17 protein-coding genes and 2 pseudogenes are annotated in these 16627 nt (G+C 62.9%); 4 read left to right on the forward strand and 15 right to left on the reverse strand.

Annotated features, from left to right (window positions below):
* Nucleotides 1-55: 55 nt before the first annotated feature.
* Nucleotides 56-289 (reverse strand): annotated as a pseudogene (locus tag V8686_RS08730) (MATE family efflux transporter); the annotation flags it as partial.
* A gap of 97 nt (nt 290-386) precedes the next feature.
* Here V8686_RS08730 and V8686_RS08735 point away from each other — a divergent pair.
* Entirely contained in the window at nt 387-1595 is a 1209-nt protein-coding gene (locus V8686_RS08735) for a CBS domain-containing protein (RefSeq protein ID WP_379703598.1), read from the forward strand.
* Nucleotides 1596-1942: 347 nt separating this feature from the next.
* On the opposite strand, the pseudogene V8686_RS08740 reads toward V8686_RS08735, so the two are convergent.
* Nucleotides 1943-2236, reverse strand: a pseudogene (locus tag V8686_RS08740) (MBL fold metallo-hydrolase RNA specificity domain-containing protein); the annotation flags it as partial.
* Between the two features lie 441 nt (nt 2237-2677).
* Here V8686_RS08740 and V8686_RS08745 point away from each other — a divergent pair.
* Nucleotides 2678-4075: an FAD-dependent oxidoreductase gene (locus V8686_RS08745; RefSeq protein WP_379703600.1), complete on the forward strand. Its 1398-nt coding sequence runs from the start codon at nt 2678-2680 to the stop codon at nt 4073-4075.
* A 291-nt stretch (nt 4076-4366) separates the two neighbouring features.
* Here V8686_RS08745 and V8686_RS08750 read toward each other — a convergent pair whose 3' ends face one another.
* Nucleotides 4367-5056 (reverse strand): DUF7504 family protein, encoded by a 690-nt coding sequence (locus tag V8686_RS08750; protein ID WP_379703601.1) that lies wholly within the window; start codon nt 5054-5056, stop codon nt 4367-4369.
* A gap of 488 nt (nt 5057-5544) precedes the next feature.
* Nucleotides 5545-7038 carry a beta-CASP ribonuclease aCPSF1 gene (locus V8686_RS08755; protein WP_407344676.1) on the reverse strand — a complete coding sequence of 498 codons (1494 nt, stop codon included), beginning with the start codon at nt 7036-7038 and terminating at the stop codon, nt 5545-5547.
* A gap of 695 nt (nt 7039-7733) precedes the next feature.
* Here V8686_RS08755 and V8686_RS08760 point away from each other — a divergent pair.
* Both V8686_RS08760 and V8686_RS08765 read left to right on the forward strand, forming a co-directional pair.
* The gene (locus V8686_RS08760; protein WP_379703602.1) at nt 7734-7988 is read left to right on the forward strand and encodes a type II toxin-antitoxin system HicB family antitoxin; all 255 of its coding nucleotides are present in this window, start codon (nt 7734-7736) and stop codon (nt 7986-7988) included.
* A 1-nt stretch (nt 7989) separates the two neighbouring features.
* The gene (locus V8686_RS08765; protein ID WP_379703604.1) at nt 7990-8235 is read left to right on the forward strand and encodes a type II toxin-antitoxin system HicA family toxin; all 246 of its coding nucleotides are present in this window, start codon (nt 7990-7992) and stop codon (nt 8233-8235) included.
* A 280-nt stretch (nt 8236-8515) separates the two neighbouring features.
* On the opposite strand, the gene V8686_RS08770 is transcribed toward V8686_RS08765, so the two are convergent.
* The 11 genes from V8686_RS08770 to V8686_RS08820 form a co-directional block, all read right to left on the reverse strand.
* A complete protein-coding gene (locus V8686_RS08770; RefSeq protein ID WP_379703605.1) occupies nt 8516-8686 on the reverse strand; it encodes a hypothetical protein in 171 nt (56 codons plus the stop codon).
* 447 nt (nt 8687-9133) lie between these two features.
* Nucleotides 9134-10792, reverse strand: coding sequence for a DUF7845 domain-containing protein (locus tag V8686_RS08775; protein WP_379703606.1), 1659 nt, complete (start codon nt 10790-10792; stop codon nt 9134-9136).
* 84 nt (nt 10793-10876) lie between these two features.
* Nucleotides 10877-12346 (reverse strand): preprotein translocase subunit SecY, encoded by a 1470-nt coding sequence (gene secY, locus V8686_RS08780; RefSeq protein ID WP_379703607.1) that lies wholly within the window; start codon nt 12344-12346, stop codon nt 10877-10879.
* 3 nt (nt 12347-12349) lie between these two features.
* On the reverse strand, nt 12350-12844 hold the full coding sequence (locus V8686_RS08785; protein ID WP_379703608.1) for an uL15m family ribosomal protein: 495 nt from the start codon (nt 12842-12844) through the stop codon (nt 12350-12352).
* On the reverse strand, nt 12841-13305 hold the full coding sequence (rpmD, locus tag V8686_RS08790) for a 50S ribosomal protein L30 (RefSeq protein WP_379703609.1): 465 nt from the start codon (nt 13303-13305) through the stop codon (nt 12841-12843). The genes V8686_RS08785 and rpmD overlap by 4 nt, the downstream gene beginning before the upstream one ends.
* Nucleotides 13305-13961, reverse strand: coding sequence for a 30S ribosomal protein S5 (locus V8686_RS08795; RefSeq protein ID WP_379703610.1), 657 nt, complete (start codon nt 13959-13961; stop codon nt 13305-13307). Before V8686_RS08795 ends, rpmD begins: the two co-directional genes overlap by 1 nt.
* Nucleotides 13951-14511 (reverse strand): 50S ribosomal protein L18, encoded by a 561-nt coding sequence (locus V8686_RS08800; RefSeq protein WP_379703611.1) that lies wholly within the window; start codon nt 14509-14511, stop codon nt 13951-13953. Before V8686_RS08800 ends, V8686_RS08795 begins: the two co-directional genes overlap by 11 nt.
* Nucleotides 14511-14969, reverse strand: coding sequence for a 50S ribosomal protein L19e (locus V8686_RS08805; RefSeq protein ID WP_379703612.1), 459 nt, complete (start codon nt 14967-14969; stop codon nt 14511-14513). Before V8686_RS08805 ends, V8686_RS08800 begins: the two co-directional genes overlap by 1 nt.
* Entirely contained in the window at nt 14966-15694 is a 729-nt protein-coding gene (locus V8686_RS08810) for a 50S ribosomal protein L32e (protein WP_379703613.1), read from the reverse strand. The genes V8686_RS08805 and V8686_RS08810 overlap by 4 nt, the downstream gene beginning before the upstream one ends.
* Nucleotides 15695-16231, reverse strand: a complete 537-nt coding sequence (locus tag V8686_RS08815; RefSeq protein WP_379703614.1) for a 50S ribosomal protein L6 — start codon at nt 16229-16231, stop codon at nt 15695-15697. It abuts the gene before it with no gap.
* 2 nt (nt 16232-16233) lie between these two features.
* Nucleotides 16234-16626, reverse strand: coding sequence for a 30S ribosomal protein S8 (locus V8686_RS08820; protein ID WP_114449696.1), 393 nt, complete (start codon nt 16624-16626; stop codon nt 16234-16236).
* Between the last annotated feature and the right edge of the window lies 1 nt (nt 16627).

Raw genomic sequence — 16627 nt, forward strand, 5'->3', positions numbered from 1 at the left:
CCCGATCGCATGGCGTCCGGCGATCGGATGTGCGAACAGTGCCAAACGCGACGATGGCTTCGTCGCGGGCGACGTTGGGTTCGGTCGGATCTCCCCCGTGTCGTGTGCCGCACCGGTACCACGCGTAGTCAATGGGCGCTTCGACGACGTTCGGGACGACGAACGACGGCCAGATACCGGGTTCCCCGAGCGGATCGACCGCGACCCACGCGATCGGGAAGCGGATGACACCGAGCATCAACACGGAGATCGCTGCGGCGGTGAGCGTCTCACCGGCACCACGGAAACCGTCTCGCCCCTCGGTCGCGGTTCGGACACCGCTGACCACAATGTCAGGGGTGGAACAAGTATATCCGTCCGGCGCTCCTCCCAGTAGAGAGTCACACATGGATATCTCAGAGATTCTTTCGAGCAAATTCACGGAGTTCGACGTCGGCACACCGCTTTCGAAGGTCGCCGGGGCGTTCGAGAATCAGGAACTCGATTCCGTCGTCGTAACGGACGGCGACGAGTATCGTGGTGTCGTGAGCCGCCGACAGCTGGCGTCCTCGTCCAACCAGCCGTCTGCGAAGGTCGGCTCACAGGTACAGCACGTCCCCACCGTTAACCGTACCGAGGACGTCCGCGAGGTGGCGCGGCTCATGATCGGGAGCGACGCCAAAACCCTCCCCGTACTCGACGACGACCGTGTCGTCGGCGTGGTGACCGGCGATGATGTCCTCGAGGCAGTCCGTCCGTTTCTCGATGCGGTGACCGTCGACGACGCCTACACGGCGGAGTTGATCAGTGCGACCCCCGAAACCACGATCGGGAAAGCGCTCAATATGCTTCGAGAAGCCGGAATCGCCCATCTCCCGGTCGTCGACGGGGACGACCTCGTTGGCATGTTGAGCCTGTACGACGTCATCGAGTTCACGACGCGGGGGGGTAGCAAGAGCCAGGGTGGTTCGTCGAGTGGCTTCGGTGGTCGCGGCGGCGGTGGGCAGAACCGTGGCGGCTTCGGCGCGCGCGAGGGCGACGCCGACCGGATGCTCGATCTGCCGGTCCGGAATCTGATGTCCGACGCAGTCGCGACGATCGAGCGGAGCGCGCCGCTCGACGAAGTCGTCGCGGTGATGTTCGAGCGGGAGATCTCCTCGCTCGTCGTCACGGACGACGACACCGACGAGCCGGTCGGCATCATCACGAAGACGGACGTCATCGAGGCGCTCACCTGGGAGCGCGACGACCGGAACGCCGTGCAGGTGTTCGGCCTTGACCTGCTGGAGGGGATGGACTACGACGACGTCTCTGCGCTGATCGAGCGCATGACCTCGAAGTACGGTGAGATGACGGTGATCAAGGCCAGCATCGAACTGCAGGAACACAAAGAACAGACCCGGGGCGTGCCGCTGGTGCTGGCACGGATTCGGCTGGTCACCGACCGTGGCTACTTCACTGCCGATGGGGAGGGGTACGGTGCCTCCCACGCCCTTCGACTCGCTGCGAATGCGGTCGAACGACAGCTCCTCAAGGGGAAAACCTACGGCCAATCGAAGAAGCCCTCGGACGCCGACGAGCGGGCACGACTGTACGGGTGGTGGCTCGGTGGGTGATCGGGCCGGGATCTACCACTGGACGAGTCCCGCCTCCGGTTGGCACGCCCGTTGGTGTGGTCCTGTCGGAACGAGGACCCCAGTCTGATTCCCCTCGGAAAGACCACCGGTGGTTCACCGGACTGGCGGCGTACTCGAACGTGAACTAGTCGGCCGATCACTCCGATCCCGTGTAACCGGATATGAGAGCTGCGGTAGTCGCAGACGGCGGGTACGGTGGTGACGAACCACGCGACAACCCCGAGGACGGCCGTAGGGTCGTAGCCGGGGGAGTGCTCGTCGCGCGTATCTAGTAGAGACGACAGATCCGGGCTGCCAGTCGCTGTTTCGATGCCCGAGTCTCGTGGTTACACCAACTGGAGAACGTTTCCGTTCGCGGTAACGTGGAGGTCACGGCCCAGCTTGTAGCCCTGCTTTGAAGCGAGGTCGACGTAGCCGGAGAACCCCTGCATATCCTGATGTGCGGGGATGACGTGCTGGGGTTGGAGTGCATCGAGCATTTCGTAGTGTCCCTCTTGCGAGAGGTGGCCGGAGACGTGGACGTCGTCGTAGATACGCGCCCCTTGCATCCCGAGTAACTTCTCGGACCGGTAGCGTTGCCCCTCGTTCGTCGGTTCCGGGATCACGCGCGCCGAGAAGACCTCCGACTGAAATTTCACCGCGGGTTCATCCCGGGAGTGGCCCCGCCCAGACCGGTGCGTACCCCGTGAGCTCCGGGACGGAGTTCTCCCCCGCCGTGACCTCCTCGGGGCTAGATGTCGCCGCCCAGATGTGAGCCGACCGACTGGTGATCCCGAGCGTGTTCTTTCTCGTTCTCGCTGGCACTCTCGCCGGTCTCGATGTCTCCGGTGGCTCCGAACCCTCTCGGCCACCGTCGACCCCTCGGTTGCGATCATCATTGTCGAACGTACAGCCTATCCGAGGCGTAGCTACCCGTACCGCGGGGAGGACGATGCTCTGGAGTTGGGGACGACGAGGCGTACTGTCGATATCACCTTCGCTAATTGTCGATCTCAAATCCGAGAAAATAATAAGTTATCAGTCTGGACTCTCACCGTGGAAGTAGTCACCACGGAACAGCCATGGCAGGTAAATACGATCTGGTCATCGTCGGCGGTGGAATCAGTGGCGCGTCGCTGTTGTACACGACCGCGAAGTTCACGGATATCGACTCGATCGCGTTGATCGAGAAGGAGTCGGAGATCGCGGCGATCAACTCCAACCACACGAACAACTCCCAGACGCTACACTTCGGCGACATCGAGACCAACTACACCCTCGAGAAGGCGAAGGAAGTGAAAGAGGGAGCGGAACTTCTCGCGGGTTACCTAGAGGCCAACGACCCCGACGGCGAGATGCACGCTCGGCGGAGCAAGATGGTTCTCGCGGTCGGTGACGAAGAAGTATCCGAACTCGAACGACGGTACGACGAGGAGGGGTTCGGTGACCTCTTTCCCAAACTGCGACCGATCGAACGCGAGGAGATCGCGGAGATCGAACCGAACGTCGTCGAGGGACGCGATCCCGGAGTCGAACTCCTCGCACTCCAGACGCCGGACGGCTACGTCGTCGACTACGGCCGGACGGCGACATCGTTCGTCGACCGCGCCGTCGGGGAGTCGAACGTCGACGTCTACACCGGCACGGAAGTCACGGACGTGACGCCGACACTCGACGGCTACACGATAGAAACGACTGGGGGTCGCTTCGACTGTGAGGCGGCCGTCGTCGCCGCTGGCTCTCACAGCCTCCAGATCGCGAAAGAACTCGGCTACGGGCGGGACAAGGTGTTGCTCCCCGTCGCCGGGAGCTTCTTCCTCGCCGACGACCTCCTGAACGGGAAGGTGTACACCCTCCAGATGAAGAAGCTCCCCTTCGCCGCAGTTCACGGCGATGCGGACGTCCACGATCCGAGCGTCACGCGGTTCGGTCCGACCGCGAAACTCGTGCCGGCGCTCGAACGCGGTCGCCTCTCGACGGTGTCGGACTTCCTCGACGTGTTCGGACTGAACGCGGCGGCGGCGCTCAGCTACGCCAACATCCTCTCGGATCGGGTGCTCCTCCCCTACGTTCTGCGGAACCTCGTGTACGACCTCCCCGAGGTCGGCCCGCGTCAGTTCCTCCCGCACGTCAGGAAGGTCGTGCCGAGCGTCGACCTCGAGGATCTCGAACGGGCGACCGGCTACGGCGGTGTTCGACCACAGATCGTCGATACGAGCCAGAAGTCCCTCGACATGGGCGAGGCGAAGATCGTCGGCGACGACATCATCTTCAACATCACGCCGTCACCGGGCGCCTCAACGTGCCTCAAAAACGCCATGCGCGACACGCGGACGCTACTGGAGTTCCTCGACGGCGACTACGTGTTCGACGAGACGGCGTTCCGCGCCGATACCATCGACAACTTCCCTCGCGGTGACACCGCTGACGGCACCGCCGGGGACGACACCGTCGACGGGGTTCCTGCGATGGACGATTGATCCCTCGTCCCGGTTGGAGGAGGGACACGGTTGATCCTGTCATCTCGAACGCGCCGAATGCACGATCGGGTAACGGAGGGTACTATCACTCCGTCCAGCGAAGTTCGTACTCGAGTTCGTACCGCTGCTCTCCCGTGTCCGAGTCCGTCAGTCGCTCGCGTCGCTGGCGTCTCGTTCTTCGCGATAGTGACACCCCCTGTCCGCTGTTTCGTGCCGACGCTCGTCTACTGCGGTGCCACGCCGTGTTCCGTTGGGTCCTTCGTCCACGCCGGAGGAAGCTCATTACCGGCCTCAGTCACCGGGCTCTCCGCCGGAATCGAACCCACTGTGACGCCTGCTCGTCGGCTGATAGTCGACGGCGAGGCGGGCGGGGGCGGGCTGGGTAACCCAGAGCACGCCGTCGACCAGATCCGCAATCGCCGTCATCGTCGCTTCATCGTGAGCGGTGTAGTCGATCCCGAGGAGGGCAAGCCCCGTCTCCGAGCGAAGGCCCGTGATGCGGTCGAGCACTGTACTCAGCTGATCGACGGACGACGCTTCGAGAATCGGTGTGAGAGAGCGGACGACGAGGTGACGCGCCCCTCCCGTCGGTGGCGTCGTATCGACGAGATTCGAGAGGGCCATCACCAGCCGTTCGAGGTCACTCGCCGAGGGCGTGAAAACGACCGGTATCTCGTCGTAGAGTGCCGAAACGGACTGCTGTACGGAGACCGTATCGACGATCCCGAGCGACGGTCGCTCCGTCTCTTCGCCAAGACCGTCGTAGACCTCGATGGTCCGATCGGCGCTCTCCGTCGTCGTGACGACGAAGGCGATATCCTCCGCCGTCCCCTGGGCGCAGAGGAGACGGAGACCCACGGCGTACTGGGATGGATCTCCGGCACTGGCGACGAGGACGGTCGATCCGTCACCGAGGGTTTCCGGAAGCGGATCGACCTGCAAGGTCTCTCTGTCGACGGCGCTGTCGGCGTTTTCGCCCATCAGTTAGCTCTCTCCCGGAAGATGAGGACCGTTCGCCGACCCCGTCAGCCGGGACAGTGCCTGTTCGGGGTAGTCTCGGGCTTCACTTGCCGGACCGTAAGTGATTCGAACCGGTCCCTGACAGTTTGTCGAGGCTGGCAGGTTCCGTACGTGTACCGTCCGTTCGACGAGTTCCGTGCCACAGTCCGTACCGGGGGTGTCTGTTTCGTTCATGGGTGGATTCGTGGGTCGTACCCGGTCCCGTCGGAGAGACCCAGGGCCACCGCAGACGGTCGGCATCCGGCACGGCGCATCTCAGAGCAGTGCCATCGATGGACGCCCCCGCAGTGGCGGCGAACCGATTGGCGAGCGAAGAAAGGACGGGACGGAACCCTTAGTACGAACAGAATTGCCTCGTCTGTGATAAATAGGTTTCGCATGATCTGCCCGGCGGAGCGGACAATCGACCGTGTGACGCTCGATCCAGCCGAGATTAAAACACAGGAATCTCAATCGAGCCGGAACGTTTCCATATTCTTCGGCGCGTACGTTCGGACGTCGAATTTCTGGTACAGGCCGGACGAGAGCTGGTCCGTCGACGATTCGTCCCCGTGAACACAGAGGATTTCCTCCGGCCGGGGGTTCATCGTCCCCACGAAGTTCTCGAGCCCATTCCGATCTGCGTGCCCCGAAAAGCCGCTGACCGATTCCACGTCGAAGCGCAGCGTCAGTTGTTCGCTACGACTCCCCCGGTCGCTGAACGGAATCTCCCGACGGCCGCTCTGAATTCGCCGTCCGAGCGTCCCCTGTGCCTGATAGCCGACGAAGACGAGCGTGTTCTTCGGATCTCCCCCGAGCAGTTCCAACCACGACATGATCGGGCCGCCCGTCACCATCCCGGACGTCGAGAGGATGATACAGGGTTCGCCGCCGGCGATGTCCTCTCGCATTTCTTGGCCGCCGTCGACCTGCTGGAACTGTTCGGCGAGGAACGGATTTTCGTCGCCGTGCAGGATGCGCTGTCGCAGTCCGTCCCGAAGGAACTCGGGATAGGCCGTGTGAATCGCCGTCGCCTCGCGAATCATGCCGTCGAGATAGATCGGCATCGTGGGAAGCGTCCCCTCTCGCATCGCTTCCTCGAGGACGAGCATGAGTTCCTGTGATCGACCGACGGCGAACGCCGGAATCACGACGATCCCGTCCTGCTCGTACGTGTCGTTGATCAACCGGATGAGCTTGCGCTCGCTGTCTTCCTGATCCGTCTGATAGTCGTTGCGTCGTCCGTACGTCGACTCCATGATGAGCGTCTCGACCCGTGGGAAGTCGTTCGAGGCGCCGTTGAACAGCCGGGTATCCGTGTAGTGAACGTCGCCGGAGAAGACGACGTTGTGGAAGCCCTCACCGACGTGGAAGTGTGCGACGGCGCTTCCGAGGATGTGGCCGGCGTTGTGGAACGTGAGTTTGATGTCCGGCGCGATGTCGGTGACGTTGCCGTAGTCGACCGTGATCGTGTGTTTGAGTTCCTTGCGAACCATCGCGCTCTCGTACGGTGGGGTTCGGCCCTCCTTGGCTGCAACGTCGAGATAGTCGAGTTGGAGCAGGCCCATCAGATCACGGGTGGCCTGGGTCGTGTACACGGGCCCATCGTATCCGTACTTGAACAGGAGCGGGAGCAACGCGCTGTGGTCGAGGTGGGCGTGAGTCAGGACGACTGCGTCGAGGTCCGCAATCGGATTGGCTTCGGGGATCTGGAGATACGGGACCTCACCTTCCGCACCGGGTTTGTCACCGCAGTCGACGAGAACCCGCGTTTCGGGGGTGCTGAGGATGAAACTCGCGCGGCCGACCTCACGACAGCAGCCGAGTGTCGTGACGCGGACCCACTCGGTGTCGTGCCTCGGTTCGCGGTGGATCTGATCGCCGACGCGTTCGAGAAACTCCCGGCGCTCGTCGCGCGTTACAGATGGACCCTCGTGGGGTTGAAGCTCCCGGAGGGTGTTGATTGGTCGGGAGTCGTGGACGGTTACAGATGGACCCTCGTGGGGTTGAAGCGTGGAGGTCGAACGCGATGCGGCATAGTCTCATCGTTACAGATGGACCCTCGTGGGGTTGAAGCATCGAGTAGTCCTTGACGCCCTCCATCGAGATGCCGGTTACAGATGGACCCTCGTGGGGTTGAAGTATGTAAGTCGACTTGATTCCTGGTGACGCTAAGGAGTTACAGACGGGCGCTGTTTGGTTAAAACGACGATCCAGGGCCAGCTCAAGCGCTTTCCCGAGGTTACAGAAGGGCTCTCGTAATATTAAATTCCGATAGGACGCTTCGTTGTGGATTCTCAAAGATCGATCATAGATGAGTTTTTGATATAGAAATTTGCGGAGGTGAACTTTGGATTCTTTACTCGGCCGTCGAAACATGGACGTAGTAACCGACCGTCACGCCTGCTACTCGGATTCAGGGTATTCGTCGCGGCACATCCCGCAACGGTGCATATCCTCGCCATCCTCACCGCTGTTTCGGACGTGTATCGGCATCCGATGGCCGCACTCTGGACAGTCCATCATTTTGTGTATCTCACCAAGAGGGACGAGTATGTAAGTAACAGCGTTTTTCAACAGTCTGTCGAGGAACGGCCGTTCGTGGACGAGGAGGGGGAAGGCTTACGTCATTCCCAGCGATTAATATTATTAACTGAGCATGGCCACCGCTACAGAGCCGCCGGCCGGCGTCGAGTTCGTCCACGAGGAGGACGGGCGAGTGACGGCCCGGCACGTCGAATCCGGCGTTGCATCGTTCGGCGACAGCGAGGCCGATGCACTCCGCCAGCTCGCCGACGCTCTTGACAGTCACTTCGGCGCTGGGGAGTCCATCGACGATCCCGAGACTTGGCTCGCCGAGGAAGGGATTGACGCCGAGATCGGCGAGGCCGGCTCGCCACCTTGGCTCGAATAGCGTGGTTCGGACGACGTTCTCCTCGCGGGAAATTATCAAAGCGCTCACCAAGCACGGCTTCGTTCCGGTCGGCGGGAAGGGGAGCCACACAACGCTCCGCTACGAGAACGCCGACACCGGCGAGGTTCGGACGGTGACGGTTCCGAAGGGTGACCCAATTCCGGTCGGGACGCTTCAGGACATCGCCGATCAGGCCGGCGCAAACGACTTCCATGAGTTTTGCCGGTGGGTTAACCGGACATGTTGAACGCGGCAGTAGAGCGCCATGACAGTGACCCGGGGCGAACGTCGGGATTTCGATCGCCTCGCAGCTGACGTTACTCCGGGGTCCAGCCGTCTGTGCGTGTCCAGGTGGCGGGAGTTATGCACTCGCTCCCTGCCGATCCGGAGTGTCCACGTTCGATGCCCTATGAATCCCGACAAATCACGTATAGTATTCTTCAAGCAAACCGTCGCGGTCCTCGCCACCACCCGCACCGTGGACCGCCATGTCGGGGAGGTCGGCGGTCCCTGGAGACAGGCCGTCCTCAACCCAGCACGAGTTCCCGCCCTGTACCATCGTCGCGCCGGTCCAAGTGGCCGAGTTCGGCTAACTCCTTGAGCGCCCGCTGGACCGTGCGCCAGGACACGTCAACGTCGTCCGAGAGATTATCGGCGGTGGACCGTTGGCCGACGTAGCCAGTTGCCGCCTTGGTCACTTCCCGCGTCCCGACAGAGAACGCTCGTTCTCGTCCAAGATTTAGTCATCTGAGGAGGCAGATCAGTCACTACAGATATTCTCGTAGCTGTTAATGTCGTTCAAATATGTGGAATGCAAAAGATCATAACCCTTGGAATTGATCTGCTTGTAGTGGCGGCATACGGCGGATCTTGAGTCGGCCTATTTTCGTAATTCGTCGTGATTCAATAGGCATACGACCCCCTCCCCCCTCTCGCGAGAGTGTATGGGGTGTTTTAATTTCGTACCCTTGGGTACACCCCTAACGGGGAATACGACCCCCCGGGTCGGATTGGTATCTCACCCATTTGGTCAAGCCGCTGAGTGAAATCAAATGGGCCGAGCAGATCGCTCGAAAGGGAGAATTAGCGGCAAAATAACCCTATTCCTGACGTAGCTGGCAGTGTTGCCACTCAGCTGTCGGGCGCTACCCGAGCGTTTCCCACACCCGACCTGTTACCCTACGTGTCACCATGTCCGACTCGATCGAGCGGAGATGGTGCTCTTTCTCTCGGTACTGATAGCGGTACTCACCCGCTCGGTAGACGGCCGGGTCTCGGTTCGCTTGTTTCCAGAGTTTGAATCCTTCTCGAAGGATCCGTCTCACCTCCTTCCGATGGTCCTCCCCGGTGACCTCACCCAATCGGAGTTCTAATTCGTCACCACGCTCGGTGACGTTCATACCATGGCTCGCCGCCCAAGTTATGAAGGCCGTCGTTCTTTTATCAAGGCCAGTCTCGGCTGCTTCGACGGCCTTAGCAGCCGCCTCGGTGGCACGTCGTGTCGCGTCACGGGCCTGTCGAACCGTATCGTGAACCAACTCCGCGACGTACGATGATTGGAGACTCACCTCGTCATAGCTTCGATTCACCAGATCGTCGATCCTGTTGAGCGCACGACGAACACTGTCGGGATGTCGATCGTACTGATCCGCGATATCGTTCGGCGAGACGTTGCCTCCATCGGAGACCAACATTTCCAAACTTTCCCATTCGATCGGGCTGAGCCCGTCGGCAAGGTGTTTGATAACAACGCTTTCCTGGGTTTGCTCTATCTGGGCCGTGTTGAACTCGACTATTTCTCGTTCTCGATCGCTCTCCGAAGCCGAGAAGTACGCATCGGAGACGTACGTATTTCCTCCCGGGCGGAGATCGAGGTTGCTGTTCGCCAGCGTAGACAGAACCGTCTCGTCCAACTCGTGAGAGAGCTGCTCGAGTTCCTCGGGAGAAACACCGAGTTTCCCGTCCCACCGATTGACCTGATACGATGCGCCCAATTTTGGGTGACTAAGTAAGTCCTCCTTCGAGAACGACTTGGCTTCCCGCGCGTAGTAGTGCTTGATCTCCTTCGGGAGCTCGTGTGACGGTAGCGCCTCCTGGATACGATCCTGTCCGAGGGTGACCGTGTGGTAGTAGCCAGGGTGCGTCTCTCCGCGTCCATTTTGATCATTCTGGACGACCTTTCTGTATCCGCTCCGGTCGTCTTCGAGGAGATGACCGAGACGCGCGATCGGCCCATCGCGTGCGTGAACTGGTCCACTCACCTCCTGGTTGAGTCGGACGTACCGCTCGGCATCTTGGACGTTACTGTACGGATGCGGGTCGGCGAAATATTCGGGCTGGATGTCGACGGCACCGAAGGCACGTCGAATCAGCAGGAGGTATTGCTTGAATTCGATGTTAGCGCCGCTCACGCGGAGATTAATTCCCTCATCGAATCCTTCGGGGATCGGGATTCCCTTCCCATTTTTCGACTCCATCCCCGGCCAGCGCGGAGCGAGATGGACATTGAACTTCCGCTGGCCGACCGAGTCATCAAGGCTCGATACATTAAGCCGATACTCTCGAACGGTTTCGATGTCGAATCGTGTTCCCTGCGGCGTCGTGTCGCCCGGATGCTGGAGACCGCTCTCCTGATACGAGAGACGCGCTTGCCACTCCTCGCCGTCGTGAGTGAACGTTCCCATCGCCGATCCGTCACCGCGCTTCACGCGCCTGTCGGCAGCGAAGAACGGGAACAACCCACGTTCGTTGAACAAATAGTTCGCCGTGAACTCGTGGGGAGCGGTCTCGACATAGACCGTCACGCCGACCACCCCCAATCGGGAGAAGACGGGGAGCGACGCAGTCGCTCACCAGGGGAGAATAATTTAAAGAAGCACAGATGTTCGCTACTCGGAGCCGAACATCTGGCGCATCATCGGATGCATCTCCATCAACTGCTCTTCGGCGATCTCCTCGTACAGCTTGTACGTGATGCTCACGGTGAGCAGGAGACCGGTGCCGGAGACCTGTCCGATGGTCCCGAGCATGTTGGCGCCGACGGCCAGAAGACCGACGAGCGCGCCACCGATGACGGTCACCTGCGGGATGTACCGCTCCATGACCTTCTCGATGACCTGCGGGTTACGCCGGAAGCCGGGGATCTGCATCCCGGAGTTCTGGATCTGCTGGGCGGTCGATTCCGGGCCCATCCCGGTGGTCTCCACCCAGAAGATGGCGAAGATTGCGCCGCCGATGACCATGATGGTGAGGTCGACGCCGACGCGGATTATGATCTGCCAGGGTTCGGCGGCCGTGCCGGCCAGCCACCACATCCAGTCCGTACGCGTCTGGATCGGCGCCAGATAGTAGAACAGCCCGGAGACGGGCTGTCCGTTACTGTACGTGCCGAGCCACCCCGGCATCTGGTTCCACGTGCTGTTGAGGATGCGCCCGGCGAACTGGATGTTCGCCTGCAGGGCACGCACGAGGATCATCGGCAGGACGCTCGCGTAGATGAGCTTCACGGGGAAGCGACCCCGAGCGCCTTTCACGCGGGCGTGCGAGAGGGGGATCTCGACCCGAACGCTCTCGGCGTAGACGACGATGGCGAAGATGAGCACCGTCGTCACCAGCGCCAGCAACTGTCCCTGACCGAGCAGGAGCGCTTGCAGGCCTTCCGCGGTGAGCGGCGAGGCGATCTCCTGGGAGCCGGTCAGGATGGCGAACCAGGTCGGGAAGAAGCCAGGCGTGCCACCGAGGGCTTCCCAGCTGAACAGTCCACCGACGAGCTGCTGGCTCACGCCGGCGATGATGAACAGCCCAACACCGGACCCGACACCCCACTTGCTGACGATCTCGTCCATGAACAGGATGAGGATACCGCCGACGGCGATCTGGACGAACAGAAGCGTCTGTACGCCGGTGAGACCGATCCCCAGCGCCTGTCCGACCGCCGGGTCCGCCGGCAGGAAGTTACCGGCAAAGACCATCGGCAAGCCAGTCAGACAGATCATCACGACCACCAGCAGCTTCTGGAGGCCCTGATACAGCACCTGATCACGGGGGTCGTCCGTGTCGAGACCGAGTAGGTCCGCACCGCCCAACAGCTGCAACACGATGCTCGCCGTGACGATCGGCCCGATCCCGAGCTGTAGGATCGACCCCTGTGATCCGGCGAGGATCGACCGGAAGCGGCCGAACAGGTCGCTCTGCGTGCCGGCGTCCAGCCCGAACAGCTGGATATTCGTCAGGAAGAAATACAACACGAGGACGCCGGCGGTCCAGCCGAGCTTGCGCCGGAAGGGGACGTGCCCCTCCGGCCGCGAGACTGACGGCATCCTCGTCAGCACCGGTTCGGCGGTCTCCTTCCATCCCATGGGTTACTCCTCGTCCGACTCCTCGGTGTCGTCGGCCTCGTCGGCGGCGGCCTCCTCGGCGCGTTCCGACAGGTCGGCGCTACCGCCGGCGGATTCGAGCTTTTCGACCGCGCTCGCGGTGAACGCGTCCGCGACGACGGACAGTTCGTTCCGCACCTGGCCGTCGCCGAGCACCTTCACCACGTCCGCGTCGTAGCCGTCGTCGGCCACGTCGCGGGCGTCGAGGTGGTAGCCGCCCTCGGTCTCTTCGGCCAGACCCTCGGCCACGTACAGCGCGGCATTCTCGTCGAGTTCCTGAACCGTCACTTCCCGCACCTCGTCCTGGACGCTCTCGGGGCGCGTGAAGCCGTGTTTGCCGATCGGTTCGTAGTTGTGGAACTCGTGCTTGTCGCGACCCGCACGCCCGCGGCCGCCACGGTGGCCGGCACCGCGCCGATTCTTGTGGGTGCCGCCGCCGTGGGTTCGCGAGCCACGCTGGCGCTTTTTCTTGTCGCTCATCGCATGGCCTCCAGCAGTCGGTCGATCTGCTCGGTGCTGTGCTTGCCGAGTTGCCCGCTTTCGACGGTCGGGTGTTTCACGCCGTCGTGACCGCCACGCGGCGGATGGAGCCGGAGCGACGGGGCGAGACCCTGCTCGCGCAGCGTCGTCTCCTCGTCGACCAGCGCGGCCGCCAGGGCGTCCACGTCGTCGTAGTCGGTGTTCTCGGCGACCCACTCGTCGGTGATGTCGCCAGCACCCTGTTCGGGTTCGCCACGCCGACGGATCAGCGTCGCGACCACGTCGGCCGACGGTTCGCCGTGGGCAACGTAGTCGTTGACTTTCGTGATCATGCCGCGGTAGGTGTCCGTCTCGGGCACCAGCGTACACTGGTTGACGGCGTGCAGGTTGAGCATCTCCAGCGTATCCTGCACGTCGCCGGCGATGTTCACCTCGCCGCGGATCTGGACGAGCGCTTCCATCACTCGCTCACCTCGGTTTCGCGCTGCTTGCGGCGGGCGCGCTGGGGCGTCCGCGACTGCGAGGCGTTCTGCAGCGCGTTGTACGTCGCCTTCGCGAGGTTGACCGTCGTCCGGGTGTTGCCAGTCGACTTCGTCCAGGCGTCCTGGACGCCCGCGAGTTCGAGGATGTTCCGCACCGTGGGTGCGGCCGCCAGCCCCAGCCCCTGCGGGGCGGGGATGATCTCGACCGTCACGGAGCCGGCCTTGCCGGTTGCCTTTCGGGTCAGGGAGTTGACGCCGCCTGCGCGGTCCTCCCAGGACCCGGAGCCGCGGTCGACCTCGATGATGTTCAGTTTCGCGACGTCGATTGCCTTCTGGATGGCCGAGCCGACCTGGTCGTCACGGGCCTCGGCGTAGCCGAGGTAGCCGTCGCGGTTACCCACCGCGACGACACACCGGAACTTCACCCGGCGCCCGGAGTCGGTCATGCGCTGGACCATGTTGATGTCGAGCACCTCGTCGTCCAGCCCCGGCAGGAGCTGGTCGACGATTTCGGCCTCCTTCAGCGGGAGACCGGAATCCAGTGCCGCCTTCATCGACGTTACGTCGCCGTCCTGTACCTTACGGCCGAGCCGCGTGCGCGGTTCCCAGCCGTCGCCGTAATCGTTACTGCTCATTGTCCTCCATCAGTGCTTCGAGCACGTCGTCGAAGTGCTCGGGGAGTTCCGTCGCGTCGAAGTCGCCACCGTACAGCGGTTCGTCCCGCTGTTCGGCGTATTCGGCGATGTGCTCGCCGCGGTTTCGCGACCAGTCCGCGAGGACGCTCTCGCTGTGCGGGATTTCGAGCCCCGCGTCGATTGCGCCTTCCTGTACTGCGAACACCTTGTTGCCCGGTGTCGCGGTGTTGAGCCCGATGTCGAGGACGGCCTCCGTCAGGCCGGCGTCGACTGCGCGGCTCCCCGCGAGGAAGCCCGTCAGGTACGCGCTCGGGAGATTGCCCGTGGGGGCCTCCCAGCCGTACTCCGCGAGGTCCTCCGAGGATGCGGCCGCGTGGGTCTCGTCACCGTCGGGACCGGGGGTGATCAGCTGCGCCCTGACGTGCCTGTTGCTCACGCGAGCGACCAGGCGAGGCTTGCCGGATTTCAGCAGGCGCAACCTCTGGTGGTAGTCGGTTCGGTCCTCGCGGCGACGCCGCATCGGGACCTTGTATCGTGGGCCTGTTGCCATCAGTCGTTCACCTCCACGTCGTAGTTGTTCTCGATGTACGCTTCGAGTCGCGCCACGCTGTCGAACTCCCCACCGCTAGCCTTGTTGTAGAGCTCGCGGTACTGGGAGCGGTCGAGCGGGCCGTCGTCGCGCAACTCGCGCAGGCGACGCCGCTGGGCGCGGATGCGACTCGTCCAATCCTCCTTGCTGTTCTTCCGGGCACCGGCGGTCCCGCGGCGGGAGCCGGCACCGGTCTGGTGGCCGTAAGCTCGCTTGTCCGCCCGTTCACGGGCGCGACCGCGCGAGTTGTTCGAGGTGCCCTTCTGCTGGATCGTACCCTGTTCGACCAGGTCACGGATGTCCTCGCGGGTGATCGCCTCCGCGATTTCGCTCTGGGCTTCCGGATCGAACCACACGCGGTCCTTGCCGACGTCGAGGACGTCGGCGGCGAGCCGTTTCTGTGCGCGCAGATCCGTCATTCGGCTTCCTCCTCTTCGACTTCGACTTCGACTTCGATGTACGTCGGGTTGAGGACGCGAATTTCGCGGTCCTCACAGACGTCTTCGATACGTTCGCGCTTGCGCGCGCCGACGCTGCTCGCGATGCGCACGGCCTCCGTGGCCGAGTCGACACCGTCGAGGTCGTCCGTGTTGTGGACGCGGACCTCCTCGAAGCCGCTGGGGTGCAGGCCACGGGCGGCCGACGGCGAGCGGTAGCCCGCTTCGACGGTCGCGCCCTTGCCTTTGATCCCGCGGCGCTGTTTCGAGAGGTTCCCGCGCGGCTTGCGCCACGAGGGGTCGACGCGCTTTTTCTTGTGGTGGTCCTGGCGGTTGAACTGCGGGTTGCCCTCCCGGCGCTTCTGAACCAGCGCTCGGGCGGCTTCGTCGTCCAGGTCCGGCGTCTTGTCCGCGTGGCCGCGGGGACGGCGCTCCGTCGCCGCCTCCGCTTCCTCGCTCGGTTCCTCGGGTTCGGTCTCCTCTTCGACCTCCGCCTCGGTCTCTTCGGTGACCTCGAGGCCACCGACGTCGGCCTTGATCCGAGCGGCGAGGGCGTTGCCGATCCCCTCAGTGTCGGCCAGTTCCGACTGGCTCGCGGCCTTGAGGTCCTCGATGGACTCGTAGCCGGCCTCGGCGAGTGCTTCGGCCTTCGAGGGTCCGACGCCACCGATGTCTTCGATCTCCTGAATCTCGTCGTCTTCGCTCATCTACGCCCCACCTGCCTGCGGTTTCTGTGTGATGTAGACGCCGTCCTGGAAGACGCGGGTGTCCTTGTCGTTGACCCGCGTCAACTGTTCGATGTCGGCGGCGGTCTGCCCGACGGCCTCCTTGTCGGGGCCGCGCAGGGTGATCTCTTCGCCGTCGACCTGTACCTCCGTGTCGCCGCGGATCGGAACTCGTCGCGGCGCGCGTTCGCCGAGGAAGTTCTCGATGACGACTTCGTCCCCTTCCACGTTCACCTGCATCGGGAAGTGAGCGTAGAAGATCTCCATCTGATACTCCCAGCCGTCCGTCACGCCGTGGAGCATGTTCTGGACGTGGCTCTCGAAGGTGCCGAGCGTCGCGCGCGTGTTGGCGTCGTCGGCCTCGCTCTCGATGACCACGTGGTCGTCCTCGACGTCGACCGACACGTCGGGGTACCAGAGGCGTCGCGTGACGCTCCCGTTCGGTCCCTCGACGGTCAGGTCGAGGTGGTCGACCTCGGCGGACACGTCGTCCGGAATCTCGATTTCTGTTCGGTTCATTGTTAGTATACGTATGCGATCACCTGGCCACCGATGCCCTGTTCGCGGGCCTCGTAGTGGCTCATGACGCCGTGGCTGGTCGTGACGACGAGCGCCCCGTAGTCACGGGCCGGGAGATATCGCTTCTCCCACTTTTCGAACTCGTCTGCGCCCGCGGAGTAGCGGGGCTTGACGACGCCACACTGGTTGATCGCGCCTTTCAGTTCGATCTCGAAGCGACCGGACTTGCCGTCGTCGACGAACTCGAATCCGTCGATGTACCCGCGGTCGTAGAAGACCTCGAGTACGGAGCCGATCACGTTCGAGGCGGGCTGTACCGTGTGGGACAGATGTCCCACGCTCTCGGCGTTATCGAGCCCCGAGAGCGCGTTCGAGAGGGGGTCGTTCCCTGCCATT

Origin of the sequence: Haloplanus litoreus (genome assembly GCF_045690335.1) — an archaeon.
GTDB lineage: Archaea > Halobacteriota > Halobacteria > Halobacteriales > Haloferacaceae > Haloplanus > Haloplanus litoreus.